Below are 18,682 nucleotides of genomic sequence, written 5' to 3' on the forward strand. Positions count from 1 at the left end.
CCATTTATTCACGTCAGGCCCGTACAGAGGCGTATGCCAACCAACACGCAGGACGAAACGGCGGCGTGGCTGGAGACGAACCGCTGGGAGCGCGGCGTGAGCTACATTCCGTATCCCGACGAAATGATGGTCCGGGCGAGTCACGTCCTCGGGACGGATGCCGGCGTGTTCGTCGTCGACCCGATAGACGTCGACGGTATCGACGACCTGTTCGCCGAGTTCGGCGACGTGGCCGGCGTCGTCATCCTGTTAGACCGGCACAAACGCGACAGCGCCGCCGTTGCGAACCGACACGACGTGTCAGTGTACATCCCCGAGTGGATGTCGGGTGTCGAGGAAGACATCGACGCGCCGGTCGAACGCATGCACCGACAGCTGCCAGGCACGGACTACGGCGTCCACAAGATTATCAAGAACACGTTCTGGCAAGAGGCCGCGCTGTATGGCGACGAGGACGATACGCTGGTCGTCCCCGAGGCAGTCGGGGCGGCGGACTACTTCCTCGCCGGTGACGAGCGACTCGGTGTCCACCCAATGTTGCGCCTGTTCCCGCCGAAGAAGCTCTCCCGGCTGGACCCCGAGCGGGTCCTGGTCGGACACGGGGAGGGCGTGATGGAAGGTGCCGCCGAGGACATCGCGTACGCGCTCCGCGGGTCGCGCGGCCGGACGCCGGGCCTGTACGCGAAGAACCTCAAGTCGCTCGTGCTCGGCTAAACCGACGGAAGCGACGCCGTTTTACCCGGCCCGTGCGAAGGAGTGGCGTGGTCTACGTCACACGCGGACTCGTCGAGACGCTGTTACGGCTCGCCAGCGAAGCCGAACCTGACGACGTGACGATTTCGCTGGCCGTCACGCCGGCCGGAGAACTCCCGGATGCTGACTTACCGGACGAGACGCCGGTGTTCACTGACTTTTATCTCCCCTCAGCCGGGGCCTCGGTGAAGGCGGTGTTCGGCGTCGACCTTGGAACGCCGGCCGGCCAGACACAGGGCCGGTTCGTTTCCCACCCCGACGGGTACATGGGCGTCAGCAAGACCGACGACCTGCACGAGGTCATCTTCGTCGGCATCCCGCCGTGGGATATCGACGCCTTCGGGGCCTTCGACAGAGCCGGGCAGGAACAGGAGGTCACGGTTCTCGACGTCGAGCCTCCGGAAAAGTATCCGCAGTAGCGTTCCGTCTCCGGAGCGGTTACTCCAAGTAGCCCAGGTCCCGCAACTGGTCGGTGATATCCTGGAACTGCGCTTCGGTCAGTTCGCCTTCCCGCTGGTGCTGGACGACGATACTCCTGAGCAGGAACCGAACGAGGTCGGAGGTGCTGGAGAAACTCGTCCCTTCGATCGTCTCTTCGACGCGCTCCGCGAGGTCCTTCGGAATCGATACTGTGGTGTAATCGGACATATCGGCACGGAGGCATGCCGGCGGGATATGCGTTGTGTCCCAGCTTACCGCGGGTCCGTGGCCTCAGTGTCGAACTGGCCCATCGTGGCGTGATTGGTCGGCGAGAACATCTTCGGCGCACGGCGGGACTTGCTCTCCGCGTCGTCGAAGGGCAGCGTGGTTGTCGGGTACGAGTCGTCGTTTCGGGGGGTCGTGATTCGTGTTGTCATCCTGGGGGTCGTGTCGGCCGTCGTCGGTAGTTCGTGGGCGGTGCAGTGTCGGGTCGGCGCGAAAGGCGTACGTCGGATACAAGCATTGGGTACCCCCACCTTTCGACCCATTCATAATAAATGTTCATGATGGAGTTGCGGGAAATATAGGTGCATGGTAACAACCATCTTGGCAAAAGATGCTACATATTGAGACGGTGACCAGATGGAACGGCGCTGAAACGACCGGTTCAGACGACCAGCCGGACCTCGTAGTCGGTCAGGTTCTCGTACCCGTCGGCAGTGACGACGGCGATGTCCTCGATTCTGACGCCGCCCACGTCGGGGTCGTAGAGGCCCGGCTCGATAGTGACGATGTGCCCCGGTTCGAGGTCCCCACCGTTCGGTGACAGCTGTGGGAGCTCGTGGACGTCCAGCCCGACGCCGTGGCCCGTGCTGTGGATGAACCCCGTCTCCGTTCGTTCGTCGTCGCGCAGCGTCGGTTCGCCGGCGTCCTCGTACACGTCACAGACAGCGTCGTGTACGTCTTTGCCGGTCGCACCGGGTTCCAGCGCGTCGAACGCCGCTTCCATCGCCCGCTCAGTGAGGTCGTACCACTCGCGCACCGCGTCGCTCGGCTCGCCTTTGACGAACGTCCGCGTCATGTCGGCGTGGTACTTCGTCGTCTTGTCCTGCGGGAAGATGTCGATGATGACGGGCTCGTGAGCGACGAGCGGCCCGCTCCCGCGGTCATGGGGGTCCGCGGCGTCCGCGCCGCAGGCGACGATAGTCTCGTCCAGTGAACAGCCGTGTCGGAGCAGCGTCACCTCGATTTCCTCCTTCACGCGCTCGCTCGTCAACGTCTCGCCGTCAACTTCGAGCGTGTCGTCGGCAGCGATTTCCGCCGCTTCGAGCAGCGATTCGGCCGCCTGCATCGCTGCCTCGTTGGCCCGCTGGGCCGTCCGGATGTGATCTACTTCGGTCTGGGTCTTCGTCGCGCGGATTTCCGTGACGATGCCGTCGGTGTCGGCCGCCACGTCGACGCCGCGTGCGCGCAGACCGTCCGCCGTCCGGAGCGGGAACCGCGGCGGCACGGCTACGCTGTCCACGTCGTAGGCCGCGAGGAAATCCGCGAGGACGTGTGAGACTGCCTCGTCGGGGCCGTACTCCTCGACCTTCCCCTGGTGGTCGAAGTCGACGTACCGCTCGACGGTCTCGGCCCGCGACTCGCGCTTCGCCCGGCCGAACTCCAGGCTCCGCGGGAAGAGCAGATGCGTGTCGCCGTCGTACAGTGTGATGAACGGGTCCGGCGCGTCGAAGCCGGAGAGATAATACTGGTCTGACGCCTCGGAATCCGCGTCGATGAGGTAGCCGTCGACGCCGGCGTCGTCGAGATACGCGTCCAGTGCGGAGAGGTCTGGTTCCATACGTGCCAGTCTGGCCCCCATCCCCATATACGTCTCCCACTGCGCCGCTCCGTATCCCGAGATGTGCCGACGAATACCATACCGATGCAGTTTGGCCGCCCATTTATTGACGCTCCAGCCCCTCAATACTAGTAATGAGTGACCTGTCCGGTGAAGACGTGACCGTCGTTGGCGGCGGCATCGGCGGCCTCTCCGCTGCGTGCTACCTGGCGGACGCAGGCGCGGAGGTCTCGCTGCTGGAGAAAAACGAGCAACTCGGGGGCCGCGCCTCCCGGCTGGAGGTGGACGGGTTCCGGTTCGACATGGGTCCGTCGTGGTACCTGATGCCCGACGTGTTCGAGCGGTTCTTCGCGTACTTCGGCAAGGAGCCGCGGGATTACTACGACCTCCAGCGGCTCGACCCCCACTACCGCATCTTCTTCAAAGACGGCGACCAAATTGACGTGACTGGCGACAACGACCAGATGGCCCGGAAGTTCGAAGAGTACGAGCCCGGCGCGGGCGAGGCCTTCCGGGACTACCTCGCAACGAGCGAACGGCACTACGAGACGGCGATGAACAAGTTCGTCTACGAGGACCGCTCGGAGCTGCGCGACTGGATTGACCTCGACGTGATGACCGCCGCTCCGGTCGGGCTCCAGCTCATCGGCTCGATGCAGGGCCACGTCGAGGACTACTTCGAGCACCCGAAGCTCCAGCAGATCATGCAGTACACGCTGGTCTTTTTGGGTGGATCGCCCCGGACGACGCCAGCCCTCTATAATATGATGAGCCACGTCGATTTCAACCTCGGCGTCTACTACCCCGACGGCGGCGTCGGTGCGGTCGTCGACGGTCTGGTCGAACTCGGCGAAGAACTCGGCGTCACCTACGAGACCGACGCCGAGGTCGACGAAATTTCCCGGCGCAAAGAGGGGTTCCTCGTCGAGACGGTTCACGGCGACACCACCCATCCCGACGAAGTGGTCGTCAACGCCGACTACGCCCACGCCGAGCAGGAGCTCCTGCCAGAACACGAGCGCCAGTACGACGACGACTACTGGGACGACAAGACCTACGCGCCGTCTGCCTTCCTCATGTACATGGGCGTCGAGGGCGACGTGGAGCCGCTGAAACACCACACGCTCGTCCTGCCGACGGACTGGGACCCCCACTTCGACGATATCTTCGAGGAGCCGGCCTGGCCCGACGACCCGGCCTATTACCTCTGTGTCCCTTCGAAGACTGACGACAGCGTCGCCCCCGACGGCCATTCGAACCTGTTCGTCCTGGTTCCAATTGCGCCGGGGCTGCACGACGGCGACGAGATCCGCCAGGAGTACCGCGAGAAGATTCTGGCCGATATCGCCGACAACACCGGCGTCGACCTGCGCGACCGAATCGTCTACGAGAAGCAGTTCGCCGTCTCCGACTTCGGCGAGCGGTACAACGCCACCGAGGGCACGGCACTCGGTCTGGCGCACACGCTCCGCCAGACGGCCCTCTTGCGGCCCAACAACCGCTCGTCGGCCGTCGACGGCCTCTACTTCACGGGGTCGTTCACGACGCCCGGCATCGGCGTGCCGATGTGTCTCATAAGCGGGGAGCACACCGCGGAGGCGCTCATCGAGGACATCGCCTGAGTAATGCCAGAACTCCCGACCGACCGCATCGAAGCCGTCATTCCGCCGGAGGAGACGCTGGTGGGGTACCTGTTGCGCCTCTCCCGACCGCGCTTCTGGCTCTACCTCGGCGGCCCGGTCATCGTCGGCGTCAGCTACGCGGCCGACGGCCCGAACGAGCTGTTCTCGCCGCTGGCTGTCGCGCTGTTTCTGTACTTCACCATCCCCGGGAACGTGTTTCTCTACGGCGTCAACGACATCTTCGACGCCGACATCGACGAGCACAATCCCAAGAAAGACGACGGCCGGGAGGTCAGCTATCGCGGGGACAGCGCCGTCACAGCCATCGTCGTCGCCAGCGGCGCGCTCGCGTTGCTGTTCGTCCTTGGGCTGCCGATGCTCGGTGTCGTCGCCCTGCTCGCGTGGGTGGTGCTCTCGGTGGAGTACTCGGCCCCGCCGCTGCGGTTCAAGACGACGCCGTTTCTGGACTCCATCTCGAACGGCCTGTACATCCTGCCCGGTGTCATCGGCTACGCCGCTATCGAAGGCGTTGCCCCGCCAGCGACGGCGGTCACCGGGGCGTGGCTGTGGGCGATGGGGATGCACACCTTCTCCGCGATTCCCGACATCGAACCCGACCGCGAGGCCGGTATCCAGACGATGGCGACGTTTCTGGGCGAGTCAAACACCTACTACTACTGCGTGATGTGCTGGCTCACGGCCGCGTTCGTGTTCACGTACACGCACTGGGTGTTCGGCCTGCTGCTGCTCGTCTACCCCGGCCTCGTCTTCGGGATTCTCGGTATCGGCGTCGACATCGACGAGGCGTACTGGTGGTATCCCGCGATCAACACCGTCGTCGGCATGGGTTTCACACTCATCGCCCTGTGGGTGATGCTGTATGGCTAGCGGCGAAGACCGGACCATAGCGGGCTGGACACTCCCGGAGACGAAGACCGACGCGACCGCGCAGTTCGACCAGTTCGTCACTGAGAACCGCTTTACCATCGCCGTCGTCTTCCCGCTCGTCGGCGCGGTGACCTTGCTCGCAAGCGCCGAGGGAATACTGCCCGACCCGCTCGCGTTCAACCCCTACTTCGTCCTCTTTGGGACGTTCGTGATGCGATTACCCCTCGTGGCCGGCGTCTTCCCGCTCGTGGACCGCCGGGCCGGGCTGGCGCTGGTCGCGCTGACACTCTATTCCTACGGCATCGAACTCGTCGGCGTGCGGACCGGCTGGCCCTACGGCGAGTTTACGTATGGCGTCGACCTCGGTCCGATGCTTCTGGGTGAGGTGCCGTTCGGGCTCCCGGTGTTTTTCTTCCCGCTGGTCCTGAACGCCTACCTGCTCGTCCTGCTGTTGCTCGGCAACAGAGCGGCGTCAGCCGCGGTGCGGCTGCTGGCGACACTGGCGACGGTGATGCTCGTCGACCTGGTGCTCGACCCTGGCGCTGTGGCAATCGGCTTCTGGATTTACGAGACGCCCCAGTTCTACGGCGTCCCATGGCAGAACTACGCCGGCTGGCTCCTGTCGGGGTCGGTCGCCGTCCTGCTGTTCGACCTCGGGTTCGACCGCGCGGGGCTCCGACGGCGGCTCCGGGACTGCCCGTTCATGCTCGACGACCTGGTGAGCTTCGTCCTGCTGTGGGGCGGTATCAACCTCTTTTACGCGAACTGGGTGCCGGTCGGCCTGGCCGCGCTGCTGGGGGCCGGCCTCCTCTGGACGGACCGCTTCGACTTCGACCTCTCGGAGACGCGACTCGGCCGTGCCGTCTGGCGGTGAGTCCTGTTGGCACGCCGTCGCTCCGCCGACCACGACCGAGGAGACAGGCCAAGCGTTTAAGCGAACGCGTAGGTAGGAGGACGTATGGAGCGAATCCCGTTCGGAATCCGGCAGCTCGACTCCATCATCAACGGTGGAGCGCCCGCCGGGAGCGTCGTCCTGCTCTCCGGCGAGGCCGGCGCTGGCTCCCGGGAGTTCATGCATACGAGCGCACTCATCAACGGGCTCGAACAGGTGGACGGGGAGCTACACGACCTCTACTACGGCGACCGCTCGGCCGACGCTGTTGCCCCCGAAGAAGTCCACTACATCTCTTTTACCGCAGGCGAGGCGCAGCTGGTCAGCGAGATGCGGCTAGCGATGGACGACGACGTGGTCGACAAGGGGAGCCAGGCGGTCGAGTTCCACGACCTCTCGGAGCGGTACTTCCACATCAGTCCGGTGCCGCGGGACTGGTACGCCAGCGAAACCGCGTCAATCACCGACCTCCGGGCGCGCCACGAGCGGGAGGACCTGCTCGGCACGCTCGGCATGGTCCTGAACGAGGTGGCGACGGGGAACCTCGTCGTCATCGACTCGCTATCCGACCTCGTCAGCGCGACGGACGAGGAAGTCAGCTGGTCGGACATCAGCTCGCTCGTCCAGGGAATCCAGAAGGCGGCCCACCAGTGGGGAGGCCTCATCCTCTTACACGTCAATCCGGAGACGCTGTCGTCGGTGCAACACGGGCAGCTCGTCGACGCATCTCACGGCACGATGGAGTTCGCGTGGGAGTCCGGCGGTTCCACCCGGGCCCGGACCCTCGTCGTCCAGCAGTTCCGCGGCGTCCTCTCGCAGATAGAGGACGAGGACATCGTACAGTTCGAGACCGAACTGGGCGATGCCGGCTTCGATATCAGCGACGTTCGTAAGATTCGATAACGATAGTCAGCGAACCACCCTCTGTAACTGTCGACAGAAAACAACGAGCGGCGTGCTGACGGTTCGCTCCCGCTCTCGGTATCTGAAATCGGCGGTAAACCCTTATCAGTCTTGTTCGTCAAGGGTGTCGTAATGTCCTCCGAGTCGACTGATGACGGAGGAGTGTACGTCGAGCTATCTGCAGATCTAGACGAGTGGCTGACCGAGCAGGCCGAGACGCTCGGCGTGCCTCGCGACGCCGTCATGGAGCAACTGCTGGCCGCATACATGACAGCGGCCGATTCGGACGATGGGATTGACGACCTCATTCAGCCATCGGCGGACGAGTTGGATGCCGTCGTCGCCGCGACCGTGGACGAGAAGCTGAACGGCTCAGTCGAAGCGGCGACCGAGAGCGCTGTCAGTTCACAGCTCCCCGACATCGTCGACACGGTGGAACGCCAACTCACCGAGCGGTTCGACGCGCTCGAAGCGGACTTTCAGACGAAAATCGAAGACGTTCGCGAGCGCGTCGTGCAGGTCAAACGGGAGGCCGACGCGAAAGCGCCGGCCGACCACGGCCACGAGGAGTTCGACCGTATCGATGCACTCACACAAGAGATCGAAGATATCGAGGCGGAACTCGCCGCGCTTCGGGGCGACGTGACCGAGTCGCTCGAAACAGAGAACGAGCGAGTCGCTGACATCGACAGCCGACTCGACGATGTCGAAGACAAACTCACCCGCGTCGCCTGGGTCGTCAGCGACCTCCGCGACGACCAGGGCGGCCGGGACCAGAATCAGAAAGCGGTCGACCGGCTGAAACGCGCCGCGGCCCAGGAGAACATCTCGACGGCACGCTGTTCGAACTGTGACGAGCAGGTCGAGATCGGACTGTTGACCGAACCCCAGTGTCCACACTGCAACACGACGGTGTCGGACGTCCGGCCCGAGGGCGGCATTATCCGCTCGAAGGCGCGGCTGGTGGCCGCAGCACAGCTTGAACCGGGCGAGACCAATGAGTGACGACGAGCAAGACCCCTTCGAGGAGCTTGACCCGGGCGACGACCGCGAGGGCGACCCGTTCGAGCGTCTCGGTTCGGAGCCTGACGACGCGGACGGCTCGACAGACGCACGCCAGCCACCCGACGACGGGTGGCCGGGCAGCGAACCGAGCGACGAACCGGCCGACGGTGCGTCCGAGGCGGAACCCGATGCAACCGATGCTGACGACCTGCTCTCGGCCGTCGACACGGAAGAGTTCCGTTCGGATTCGGCAACTGAATCAGACAATCCCCTTTCCGGGTCATCACCCGACCCGGACGACCCCTTTTCGGAAATGGACAGCCGCGGCGACGACCCCTTTGGAAGCGGTGAGAGCGTATTCGAGCGGGTCGACGTCGATCACATCGACGCGGACAAGGTGTGGGCGGAAATCGCTGCGGACGACGATAGCGAGACCACGCCGGAGAGCCGGTATGCGGAGGTGTCGAAACACCGCTACTGCGAGCAGTGTGAACACTTCTCCGCACCGCCGAACGCACACTGCACGAACGAGGGGACCGAGATCATGGAGTTCCTCGACATGGAGACGGTCCGGCTGCTTGACTGTCCGGTCGTCGCCGAGCAACACGAGATCGAGGACGAGCAGTAACGGCTTTTTGCCTCGATATCCGACGAGCGTGTATGCAGTTTTGCGACGACTGTGGCTCGATGATGCACGGCGACGGTGACGAGATGGTCTGTCAGTCCTGTGGCGCGCGGGTCGCGAAAGACGAGGACCGCGCGGCCGAGTTCGTCAGCACGGACGAACAGAGCGGCGACGAACTGATAGAGACCGAGGAGGGTTCGAACTTCGAGGGCAAGCCGACGGCTGACGACGTGACCTGTGAGGAATGCGGACACGGGAAAGCGTGGTACACGATCAAACAGACCGGGTCAGCCGACGAACCGCCGACGCGCTTTTTCAAGTGCCAAGAGTGTGGCCACCGATGGCGTGAGTACAACTAGAGCAGCGAATCCAGAATCCGGAGCTCTTCCTCCTCGGATATCTTGTCGGAGTCCATACACGCGTGGACGACCTTGTGGACGAGTTCGGGGTCCTGAAACGGCTGTGGCGAGCCGCCGCCGTCGGTGACGGTTTCGACCTGGCCTTCGAGTTCGGCCAGTTGCTCGGAGAGGTCCTCGACGGTCGACTGGAACGTAGTCAGCGTGGTGTTCACTTCGCCGGCCGCTGTCTCGACTTCCGTTGGCGAGCGGTCGCCGTCGTCAGACGCAGTATCAGGGCCTGACGCTTGACTGTTGGCTCCGTCGGGGTTGTCTGTTGACTCCGGCGATTGGGTATCGGGTGCCTGGGTTGCTGAATCGTCCGATATCGTCGCTGGTTCGGCTTCTCCGTCGCTGAACACAGCGTTTGCGAACGCTTCTCGGTTCGCCCAGTCGAACCCGTCGATTCCGTTGACGCGGTTGCTCACCGTCGAAGCGGTGACGCCGAGCTTCTCCGCGAGGTCTCGCTGGGATGCGGTGGGGTGTTTCTGGATTGCTCGGATCGTCTCACGTTCTGTCGATGAGAGGTCCGCAGGGGCGGGGTACGACTGCGACTCGGCTGACGGTTCACTCTGTGACTGGTCGGCCGTTTCCGTCTCGTCGGCCTCAGCCGGGTCGCCGTGTTCCTCAAGAACTCGCTCGACCAGTTCCGCTGTCGCACTCGGTACTTCGGCCGCAAGCTCTGCGATGGATGCCTCGGGGTTCTCAGCCGCTACATCGAGTATTTGCTTGTGACGCATCGATTTAGGGGCCGTTCGGCCATTCGTTGATTTGCTCATTGATATCACCACGTAGGGATGGTACCGCCACCCGATCCCCCAACCTGATACACATTTGACTGAAACCAATGGAATTGTCAAAAGCTTTTGGTTAGTCACAAACATTAATTAAGATGTTATTTAATCTGACATCGCCTGCCTCATCAGCGACACAGACGACCCAGATCAAGGAGACAGGTCTATTCCGGGCCGAACTGGAAACAGTCGGTCAAAACTGAACCCGTGCCTTCTGAAAGCATTTATCGGGGGCAGGGCAACGCAGAGCCATGTACCGCCGTCGTGTTCTGGCACTCTGCGGACTGGCTATCACCGGTGCAGGATGTCAGGGTGAAACCGAGGACACCGGGTCAGTGACGCCGGTGCCGTCACCGGCCGTCAGCGAACCCGATACTGGGTCGCCGCCCGGTGTGGCTGTCACGGACGCCGTGGTGGCGCCGGGCGTCGTGATTCCCCGCACTGACTCTATCAGCGTTGAACCGACAGCCGGCCAGTTTCTCGTCCTCACGACGACCGTCGAGGGCTCGGGAGTGGACCGGGGCGCGTTCTCGCTCAGATTCGACGGGTCGACGTACAGCCCCGAGACGTTCAGGAACGGTCTGTATCGCGACGGCGAGTGGGGCCGACAGTTCACCGAGGCCGGCGGGCCGCTGGTCTTTGACCTGCCCGAAACCGGTTCAGCCAGCGACACCCGACTGTCCTGGCCCGGCGGGGAGTGGACGCCGCCGAAGACAGTTCAGAACAGACTCGAAGCACCGTTGCCGTCGTTCGACGTTACTCTCGACGGACCGGAGCGCGTCACTGAGCCAGCCATGCCGACGCTTGAGATAACAGTCACGAACGCGGGCGACACTGCGGGTCGGTACGTCCTCGCACTCAACCGAACCGGCCCGCGAGTCGCCTACGCGCCTGTCGGCCGGTTTGATAGGGTACTGGAGCCAGGAGAAACAGCGGGCATCACGCACGACGCTAAGACACCGTACGTCGACGATACGGAGCCGCGTGAAGTCACGTATCATCTGCGGGCCCCGGACGATAACAACGACGTGACACACCGGATCAAGCCGGTCGACGAGGAAACCGCGACAGAGTCGTAGCGACTCATCGGTTCGAAAGCCGTCTTTCCGTCGCAGAAAGTCACCGGGCAGCCGTGTGTTGGCGCAGGAGCGCCGCCTCAGACCCCTTCGAGGTCGGACCGATACTCGTTGATCTGGTCGTCGGCGTCGTCGATGGCTTCGGTCACGTCTTCCGCGTCGCCACTGCTGAGGTCGTTGAGCGCCGACTGGATGCGGGCGAGTCGGCCGTGGTCCGGGCCGCGTTCGTCGGTCGCAAGGGAGTCAAGCTGGGCAGCGAGTTCGGCGAGGCGCTCGCTCGCCTCGTCGCTGTCAGTGTCTTCGGCCGCCGATTCGAGCAGTTCACTCGCGGACGCGAGTTCGTCGCGTGTCATACGTGGGGATTTACAGATGGGGACTAAAACGGTTCGGCTTACGGAAGTGGGTTTATTTAAATAGATCAGTGGGCATCGAGCAGCCGGGTATGACTGGCCGGTTCGCTGCCATCGCGATGTCAATGACCTGCGGTCGACAGGACGGGAAACGTTTACCCCGCACCCGCCCGCAGACGCGCCATGGCAAATTTCCTCTTTTGTTCGTTGGACGCGGCGCTCATCGGCGACATCGCCTGGCAGGTCAGCCGAGAAGGGCACGACGTCCGGTACTACATCGAAGCCGACAGCGATCAGGAGATTGCCGACGGATTCGTACCGAAAACCGACGACTGGCGGGGGGACCTCGACTGGGCCGACGTCGTCGTCTTCGACGACATCTGGGTCGGTGGCGACATCGGTACCGGCGAACTCGCCCGGGAACTCCGGGCTGAAGGCCACGCCGTCGTTGGCGGGACACCCAACACAGATGCGCTCGAAGAGGACCGCGGCTACGCCATGGAGGTCCTCGAAGACCACGGTGTCAACACTATCGAGCATCACGTCTTCGAGGACTTCGACGCCGGCATCAAGCACGTCCAGGAGAACCCTGCGCCGTACGTCATCAAACCGCTGGGCGAAGTCCAGAACGTCAAACGACTGCTCTACGTCGGCAACGAGGACGACGGCAGCGACATCGTGGACGTACTGGAGGCGTACAAGAAGGCGTGGGGCCATCGGATGAAGGGTTTCCAGCTCCAGCGGAAGGTCGAGGGCGTCGAAATCGCCGTCTGTGGTTTCTTCAACGGCGAGTCGTTCGTCGAACCGATCAACTTCAACTTCGAGCACAAGAAGCTGTTTCCGGGCAACATCGGTCCCTCGACCGGCGAGATGGGGACTTCGATGTTTTGGGCCGGCCGGAACGAACTGTTTGCGGAGACACTCGGCAAGGTGGAAGGCTGGCTCGCCGACGAGGGCTACGTCGGCAGCATCGACATCAACTGCATCGTCAACGAGGACGGCATCTATCCGCTGGAGTTCACGCCGCGGTTCGGGTACCCCACAATCACGCTGCAAGAGGAGTCGTTCGAATCGGAAACAGGCCAGTTCTTCCTCGACCTGGCGAACGGGCGCGACCCCGGTCTAGAGGTACACCGTGGATATCAGGTCGCGGTTCGGGTCGTCCTCCCGCCGTTCCCGTTCGACGACCAGAAGACGTACGACGAGAACTCCCGCAACGCCGCGGTCGTCTTCGGATCCGACAGCCGCGAGGGCATCCACATCGAGGACGCGAAGCGCGTGTCTGTTGCGGGCACGGACCGCGCGACCGGCGAGAGAAGCGAGCCGGGAGCGGCGGTCGACGGGCAGTGGCGGGTCGCCGGCGAAAGTGGGATGCCGCTAGTCGTCACAGGCAAGGGCGAAACGATGCAGGCGGCGCGAGAACAGGCGTACGAACGCGTCGACGACATTCTCATCCCGAACTGCTACTACCGCGACGACATCGGCGAGCGGTGGATAGAGGGCGACGGCGACCGCCTGCAAGCATGGGGCTATCTCGGCCCTGCTGTGTAGCGACGTACAGGATAGCGTTCCTGTCTGGCCGAGCTTTGGCACGCGCCGAACGTGGACCTTTATGTGTGTAACACATACCCATGATTGACGAATGGACGCACAAACTGAACGGTCGCCGCTACACGTCTCGCACACCGACCACGACGACGGCTGGACGGTCGCCGTCGACCTCGACTCGCTTCAGGTCAGCGACGACCATGTGACAGTCGATATCATCGGGACGGAAGCCATCGTTGCTGTCGACGCCCCGCACCTCCAGACCGAGTTCGATGTCGACCTGCCGGCAGCCGGCGCAGTCCAGACACTCAGGAACGGCGTGCTCACGCTATCGAAGCGGAGCTAGCGCTGTCGCGGGCCACTTGTTCAGCCGCAGTCTCGCAGTTGTGACAGCAGCATAATACGATGTGACTCCACAAGGGATTTGAGCGTGATGCTGGAAGCGTTCAGTGATGACCACCCCTCCCGACCGGGACCCGCCGACGGTTCTGGGCTCGGTGCCACCGCTTCGTGCGTGGATTCGAACGTTTCTCATCGGCCTCTGTATGGGCAGTGCGGACGGCGTCCCCGGCGTCTCCGGGGGCACAATCGCGCTTATCGCCGGGGTCTACGAGCGACTCATCGCCGCGATTACCGCCGTTACGCCGGGCCGCATAGTACGATTCGTCCGCGCGCTCACACCGCTAGACGGCGGTGTTGATGTACGCGGTGCGTTCTCGGAACTCCTCGAACTCGACATCTGGTTCCTCCTCGCGCTGGTCGCCGGCGTCGGCACCGCCGTCGTCATCGTGACACACATCGTCACCGTCGCCAGCCAGGAGACGCCGGCGTTGCTTTTCGGCTTCTTCTTCGGCCTCATCGCCGCCTCCGCGCTCGTCCTGCTACGCGGTCTCTCAATCGAGACGCCACTCCAAGCCGCGGCGGGCGTCGTCGGGTTCCTCGTCGCCTTCCTAGTATCGGGTATCTCGGCTGGGGGCGACGGCACCGGCGGGAGCCTGCTCCTCGTCTTCGTCGCCGGGATGATCGGCGTCAGCGCAATGATCCTCCCTGGCATCTCCGGGTCGCTGCTGCTCGTCATCCTCGGTCAGTACACCCGGATGACGAGGGCGCTTAGCGAGTTCATCGACGCGCTCATCGCGCTTGCGACGGGCGGCTCGGTCGACGACGTGACCGCGACGGCCGTTCCCGTCGTGACCTTCATCGTCGGCGGACTGGTCGGTCTGTTCACCATCGCACGGGTCGTCCGTCGCGCGCTGGATTACAACCGGCGGGCGACGCTTGCCTTCCTCGTCGCGCTCGTCGTCGGCGCACTGCGTGCCCCCGTTGTGGAGGTTCGGGGCGAAGTCGGCTTTTCGACCGATGTTCTCATCGCGTTTGTCGCCGCTGCCGCCGTCGGCGCGGCCTTCCTGCTCGTGCTCGACTGGTACGCCGTGGACCTCGATCTCGACAAGATCTAAGGCCCTTAGAAGCCCCAGGCGCGACGGTACTGCGGCGGTCCCTCGATTTCGTCGGTCGCGTCGAGTTCCCTCGCTGCGGTCATCGTGAAGTACGGGTCCCGGAGGTGTTCGCGGCCGACGATGGCCATGTCTGCCCGGTCGTTGGCGACGACGGCTTCGGCCTGTTCGGGCGTCGTGATGCCGCCGACAGCGCCGACGGCGATGTCGGACTCCGTTTCCTCTCGAATCCGCTCGGCGTACCGGAGCTGGTAGTTCGGGCCGGCGTAGTCGGGGCGGGACTCGGGGTGGATGCCGCCGCCGCTCACGTCGATGAGGTCCACGCCGATGTCGGCGAGTCGGTCCGACAGTCGCACGGAGTCCTCGACGGTCCAGGAATCGCGGTCGGGGAGCCAGTCCGTCGCCGAGATTCGGACGAACACCGGCTTGTCGTCGGGCCAGACCTCGCGGACGGCGGTCGTGATTTCGCGGACCAGTCGCGTGCGCCCCTCGAAGTCGCCGCCGTAGTCGTCCTCGCGCTGGTTCGTCACCGGCGAGAGGAACTGATGCAAGAGGTAGCCGTGGGCGGCGTGGACCTCTGCGACTTCGAATCCGGCGTCGAGCGCGCGCTCGGCGGCGGCGCGGAACGAGTCGATGACCGCCTCGATGCCGTCCTGATCGAGCGCTGTTGTCGGCGGTGCCTCGCCGTCTTCGTACGGCCAGGGGTCGTCACTCGGTCCGACGACTTCCCAGCCGCCGTCGTCGGGCTGGAGCGGGTCGTGGCCGTCCCACGGTCGTTCGATAGAGGCTTTCCGCCCGGCGTGGGCCAGCTGGATAGCCGGTACGCTGCCCTGTTCAGCGATGAACTCCGTAATCGGTTCCAGCGCTGCCGCGTGCTCGTCGCTCCAGATACCCAGGTCCTCCGGGGAGATACGGCCGCGGGCTTCGACAGTGGTCGCCTCAGTCATGACCAGGCCCGCGCCGCCAACGGCGCGTGAACCGAGGTGTGTGCGGTGCCAGTCGGTGGCGAGGCCGTCGCGGGCCCCACAGGAGTACTGGCACATCGGAGACACCATGGCGCGATTCGGGACAGTCGTCTCGCGGAGTTCCAGCGGTGAGAACAGTGCAGTCATCGACGGGGGTTTGCTGCCGAGACGGATAACCGCACTGGCGGCTGCAAGAGTCGTCGTTAGTGCCGGTAGCTCGTACTGAAAAGCCACACAGCCCGGCTTCTATTCAGTCAGTGAGGCACCGGTGTTCCGGGGCGCGACGACGCGAGCCGTTCCCTCGACGCCGGCCGCATCGAGTGCCAGTGCGCCCGCTTCGCGAGCCTCCGACTCGTAGTCTGCCGTCGTCAGGCCCCAGACGGTCGGTCCCCAGGAGCTCTGGCCGGCTCCGGAGATGACCGGGGCGCTCGACAGCGACTCGACGAGTGCGCCGGCGGGCGGGCGGTAGACGCCGCCCTGTTCGTCGGCGTACCACGCGCCGTTGAGCCGGCCCAGCCGCGCCGCGGCGTGGCCGAAGTCGCCGTGGTCTCTGGTGGCAATCGCGGGGAGCAGCCGCCGGGTCAACAGCGTCGAGATCTCGTCGGCGATGCCGGGGTCGGCGCGCTCGACGGCCTGCCGCATACTCTGGTCCTCCGCGCTGCCGCTCTGGCCGGGGTCGGTGTCCGGGACGACGATGACAAAGCGCCAGTGTGCGGGGATGTCGTGATGGGCCAGCACCGGCGGCACGTCCCAGTCACCTTCGGCTGGCGGTTCGGCAGTGAAGCGCTCCGTCGGGTGCCCGCCGTCGATGACAAACCCACCCGATTCAAACGCGGCCACGCCGACGCCGCTCCGGCCGCCCCGGCCCAGTTGCGGCGCGTAGGTCCGGGCGTCGGCGGTCCGGTCGTAGGCCCGAACGACGGCGATGAGCGTCGCCAGCGAGAGCTGCGTCCCGCTCCCGAGGCCGACGTGTCGCGGGAACCGCTCCTCGACAGAGACAGCAGCGCCGGGTACGTCGAGCGCGTCGACCACGCGCCGGACGTACGGTTCGGCCGCCGCGTCGTCACACTGGACCGTGTCGGCCCGTGTCGCCTCGACGGTCAGCCGCGGCTCGTCGAGAGCGAGCCCAACGCCACCGTAAAGGCGCTCGTGGGCGAGTGAGAGGTTCTGAAACCCGAAGTGGAGTCGCGCGGCGGTCGTGACCGTCGGCATACGCCGGCGGAAGTCCCCGACGGAAAAGAAGCTGCTGTCACCGGTGGGTTTCGCCGCGCTCTTGTGTGGGACGTTACCGCGAGTACAAGTTATTTAAGGTTGCTCACGGCGACGCTCACATATGAGCAAGCAGGAACGGCAAGAACGGCCGGAGAAGGACCCGGATCTCCGGAGTACCGAAGTGACAGAGGGCTACGAGAAGGCCCCTCATCGCGCGATGTTCCGCGCGATGGGCTACGACGACGAGGACCTGTCCTCGCCGATGATCGGCATCGCGAACCCCGCCGCCGACATCACGCCGTGTAACGTCCATCTGGACGACGTGGCTGACGCTGCCTACGACGGCATCGACGACACTGAAGGGATGCCAATCGAGTTCGGGACGATCACCATCTCCGACGCCATCTCGATGGGGACCGAGGGGATGAAGGCGTCGCTCATCTCCCGCGAAATCATCGCCGACTCTGTCGAACTTGTCACCTTCGGCGAGCGCATGGACGGCATCGTCACCATCGGTGGCTGTGACAAGAACATGCCCGGGATGATGATGGCCGCTATCCGGACGGACCTGCCAAGCGTCTTCCTCTACGGCGGCTCCATCATGCCCGGCGAGCACGAGGGCCGCGAGGTCACCATCCAGAACGTCTTCGAAGGCGTGGGCGCGGTCGCCGACGGCGAGATGAGCGAGGGCGAACTCGACGAGATGGAACGCCACGCCTGCCCCGGTGCGGGCTCCTGTGGCGGGATGTTCACCGCCAACACCATGGCCTCCATCTCCGAAGCGCTCGGCTTCGCGCCGCTCGGGTCGGCCTCCCCGCCGGCCGAACACGAGTCCCGCTACGAGGAGGCCCGCCGGGCCGGCGAACTCGCCGTCGAGGTGGTGCAGGAACGCCGCAGTCCCTCCGACTTCCTCACCCGCGAGTCCTTCGAGAACGCCATCGCCCTGCAGGTCGCGGTCGGCGGGTCGACCAACGCCGTCCTCCACCTGCTCGCGCTCGCGGCGGAGGCCGGCATCGACCTCGACATCGAGACGTTCAACGAAATCAGCGCCCGGACGCCCAAGATCGCCGACCTCCAGCCCGGCGGCGAGAAGGTCATGAACGACCTCCACGAGGTCGGCGGCGTCCCGGTCGTCTTGCAGGCGCTGAACGACGCCGGCCTGCTCCACGGCGACGAACTCACGGTCACGGGCAACACGATCGAAGAGGAACTCGAACGCATCGACCCGCCCGCGATCGAGGACCTCGACGTGGACTACCTCCACACCGTCGAGGACCCGATCCACGAGCGCGGTGCGATCCGTATCCTCTCGGGCAACCTCGCGCCCGACGGCTCGGTCATCAAGATCACGGGCGAGGACCACCTCCATCACGAGGGTCCGGTCCGCGTGTTCGAACAGGAAGAGGGTGCTATGGAGTACGTGCAGGAAGGCCGCGTCGAGTCCGGCGACGTGATCTGTATCCGCAACGAGGGGCCACAGGGCGGTCCCGGTATGCGTGAGATGCTGGGCGTGACCTCAGCCGTCGCCGGCCAGGGTCACGCCGAAGACGTGGCGCTGTTCACCGACGGCCGCTTCTCCGGCGCGACTCGGGGCTTCTCTATCGGCCACGTCGCCCCCGAGGCGTTCGTCGGCGGCCCCATCGCCGCGCTGGAGGACGGCGACACCGTCACCATCGACATCGACGACCACGAACTGTCGGTCGACCTCACCGACGAGGAGATCGAGCAGCGCCTCGAAGACTACGACCCTGAACCGACGTACGACAGCGGCGTGCTGGCGAAGTACCACAGCGACTTCGGCTCCGCGGCGAACGGCGCGGTGACGAACCCCGGCGCGAAGTGGGACTGAGACTGTACCGAATTTCGCCACCGCGAATATCTTGAGCTAGCCACAGCCAACAGGGTGGGAAACCGACGACAGTGGCATCGGGTAGCGG

Annotated in this window: 21 protein-coding genes; 14 read left to right on the top strand and 7 right to left on the bottom strand. The window is 64.6% G+C overall.

Annotation, left to right across the window (positions count from 1 at the left end):
* The first annotated feature begins 33 nt into the window (after positions 1–33).
* Positions 34–714, top strand: a complete 681-nt coding sequence (locus tag VI234_RS07910) for a hypothetical protein (protein ID WP_008309986.1) — start codon at positions 34–36, stop codon at positions 712–714.
* A 47-nt stretch (positions 715–761) separates the two neighbouring features.
* Positions 762–1,172, top strand: a complete 411-nt coding sequence (locus tag VI234_RS07915) for a hypothetical protein (RefSeq protein ID WP_008309987.1) — start codon at positions 762–764, stop codon at positions 1,170–1,172.
* Positions 1,173–1,191: 19 nt separating this feature from the next.
* On the opposite strand, the gene VI234_RS07920 is transcribed toward VI234_RS07915, so the two are convergent.
* From VI234_RS07920 to VI234_RS07930, 3 genes are all read right to left on the bottom strand, one after another.
* A complete protein-coding gene (locus VI234_RS07920) occupies positions 1,192–1,401 on the bottom strand; it encodes a ribbon-helix-helix domain-containing protein (RefSeq protein ID WP_008309988.1) in 210 nt (69 codons plus the stop codon).
* A 44-nt stretch (positions 1,402–1,445) separates the two neighbouring features.
* The gene (locus VI234_RS07925; RefSeq protein WP_008309989.1) at positions 1,446–1,610 is read right to left on the bottom strand and encodes a hypothetical protein; all 165 of its coding nucleotides are present in this window, start codon (positions 1,608–1,610) and stop codon (positions 1,446–1,448) included.
* Between the two features lie 230 nt (positions 1,611–1,840).
* Positions 1,841–3,016 carry a Xaa-Pro peptidase family protein gene (locus VI234_RS07930; RefSeq protein WP_336329690.1) on the bottom strand — a complete coding sequence of 392 codons (1,176 nt, stop codon included), beginning with the start codon at positions 3,014–3,016 and terminating at the stop codon, positions 1,841–1,843.
* A 134-nt stretch (positions 3,017–3,150) separates the two neighbouring features.
* Here VI234_RS07930 and crtD point away from each other — a divergent pair, with 134 nt between their 5' ends.
* The 7 genes from crtD (at position 3,151) to VI234_RS07965 (ending at position 9,310) form a co-directional block, all read left to right on the top strand.
* The gene (crtD, locus tag VI234_RS07935; RefSeq protein WP_008309991.1) at positions 3,151–4,638 is read left to right on the top strand and encodes a carotenoid 3,4-desaturase; all 1,488 of its coding nucleotides are present in this window, start codon (positions 3,151–3,153) and stop codon (positions 4,636–4,638) included.
* Between the two features lie 3 nt (positions 4,639–4,641).
* Complete coding sequence (locus VI234_RS07940; protein ID WP_336329691.1) at positions 4,642–5,526, top strand: prenyltransferase; 885 nt, start codon at positions 4,642–4,644, stop codon at positions 5,524–5,526.
* Positions 5,519–6,400, top strand: coding sequence for a bisanhydrobacterioruberin hydratase (gene cruF / locus VI234_RS07945; protein WP_336329692.1), 882 nt, complete (start codon positions 5,519–5,521; stop codon positions 6,398–6,400). The genes VI234_RS07940 and cruF overlap by 8 nt, the downstream gene beginning before the upstream one ends.
* An 84-nt stretch (positions 6,401–6,484) precedes the next feature.
* On the top strand, positions 6,485–7,321 hold the full coding sequence (locus tag VI234_RS07950) for an RAD55 family ATPase (RefSeq protein ID WP_008309997.1): 837 nt from the start codon (positions 6,485–6,487) through the stop codon (positions 7,319–7,321).
* 132 nt (positions 7,322–7,453) lie between these two features.
* Positions 7,454–8,326, top strand: a complete 873-nt coding sequence (locus VI234_RS07955) for a hypothetical protein (protein ID WP_008309999.1) — start codon at positions 7,454–7,456, stop codon at positions 8,324–8,326.
* Positions 8,319–8,954, top strand: a complete 636-nt coding sequence (locus VI234_RS07960) for a hypothetical protein (RefSeq protein WP_008310002.1) — start codon at positions 8,319–8,321, stop codon at positions 8,952–8,954. The genes VI234_RS07955 and VI234_RS07960 overlap by 8 nt, the downstream gene beginning before the upstream one ends.
* A gap of 32 nt (positions 8,955–8,986) precedes the next feature.
* Entirely contained in the window at positions 8,987–9,310 is a 324-nt protein-coding gene (locus VI234_RS07965) for a transcription factor S (protein WP_008310004.1), read from the top strand.
* On the opposite strand, the gene VI234_RS07970 is transcribed toward VI234_RS07965, so the two are convergent.
* Complete coding sequence (locus VI234_RS07970) at positions 9,307–10,086, bottom strand: winged helix-turn-helix domain-containing protein (RefSeq protein ID WP_008310006.1); 780 nt, start codon at positions 10,084–10,086, stop codon at positions 9,307–9,309. The two genes, VI234_RS07965 and VI234_RS07970, sit on opposite strands and share 4 nt — an antisense overlap.
* A gap of 305 nt (positions 10,087–10,391) precedes the next feature.
* Between VI234_RS07970 and VI234_RS07975 the strand changes: the two genes are divergently transcribed.
* Entirely contained in the window at positions 10,392–11,219 is an 828-nt protein-coding gene (locus VI234_RS07975; RefSeq protein ID WP_008310008.1) for a hypothetical protein, read from the top strand.
* Positions 11,220–11,296: 77 nt separating this feature from the next.
* Here VI234_RS07975 and VI234_RS07980 read toward each other — a convergent pair whose 3' ends face one another.
* On the bottom strand, positions 11,297–11,569 hold the full coding sequence (locus tag VI234_RS07980; RefSeq protein ID WP_008310011.1) for a DUF7553 family protein: 273 nt from the start codon (positions 11,567–11,569) through the stop codon (positions 11,297–11,299).
* A 180-nt stretch (positions 11,570–11,749) separates the two neighbouring features.
* On the opposite strand from VI234_RS07980, the gene VI234_RS07985 reads away from it, so the two are divergent.
* The 3 genes from VI234_RS07985 to VI234_RS07995 all read left to right on the top strand — a co-directional run bounded on the left by VI234_RS07985 (position 11,750) and on the right by VI234_RS07995 (position 14,571).
* Positions 11,750–13,117, top strand: coding sequence for a phosphoribosylglycinamide synthetase C domain-containing protein (locus tag VI234_RS07985; RefSeq protein WP_336329693.1), 1,368 nt, complete (start codon positions 11,750–11,752; stop codon positions 13,115–13,117).
* Between the two features lie 91 nt (positions 13,118–13,208).
* A complete protein-coding gene (locus VI234_RS07990) occupies positions 13,209–13,460 on the top strand; it encodes a DUF7127 family protein (RefSeq protein ID WP_008310015.1) in 252 nt (83 codons plus the stop codon).
* 106 nt (positions 13,461–13,566) lie between these two features.
* The gene (locus VI234_RS07995; RefSeq protein ID WP_336329694.1) at positions 13,567–14,571 is read left to right on the top strand and encodes a DUF368 domain-containing protein; all 1,005 of its coding nucleotides are present in this window, start codon (positions 13,567–13,569) and stop codon (positions 14,569–14,571) included.
* A 5-nt stretch (positions 14,572–14,576) separates the two neighbouring features.
* Here the strand turns inward: VI234_RS07995 and VI234_RS08000 are convergent, their stop codons facing one another.
* Together VI234_RS08000 and VI234_RS08005 are read right to left on the bottom strand one after the other, a co-directional pair.
* Complete coding sequence (locus VI234_RS08000) at positions 14,577–15,680, bottom strand: NADH:flavin oxidoreductase/NADH oxidase (protein WP_336329695.1); 1,104 nt, start codon at positions 15,678–15,680, stop codon at positions 14,577–14,579.
* A gap of 99 nt (positions 15,681–15,779) precedes the next feature.
* Positions 15,780–16,745, bottom strand: coding sequence for a beta-ribofuranosylaminobenzene 5'-phosphate synthase family protein (locus tag VI234_RS08005; RefSeq protein WP_008310018.1), 966 nt, complete (start codon positions 16,743–16,745; stop codon positions 15,780–15,782).
* A 121-nt stretch (positions 16,746–16,866) separates the two neighbouring features.
* Between VI234_RS08005 and ilvD the strand changes: the two genes are divergently transcribed.
* Entirely contained in the window at positions 16,867–18,594 is a 1,728-nt protein-coding gene (ilvD, locus tag VI234_RS08010) for a dihydroxy-acid dehydratase (protein ID WP_336329696.1), read from the top strand.
* Positions 18,595–18,682 lie beyond the last annotated feature (88 nt).

Origin of the sequence: Haloarcula sp. CGMCC 1.2071, from assembly GCF_037078445.1 — an archaeon.
GTDB lineage: Archaea > Halobacteriota > Halobacteria > Halobacteriales > Haloarculaceae > Haloarcula > Haloarcula amylolytica.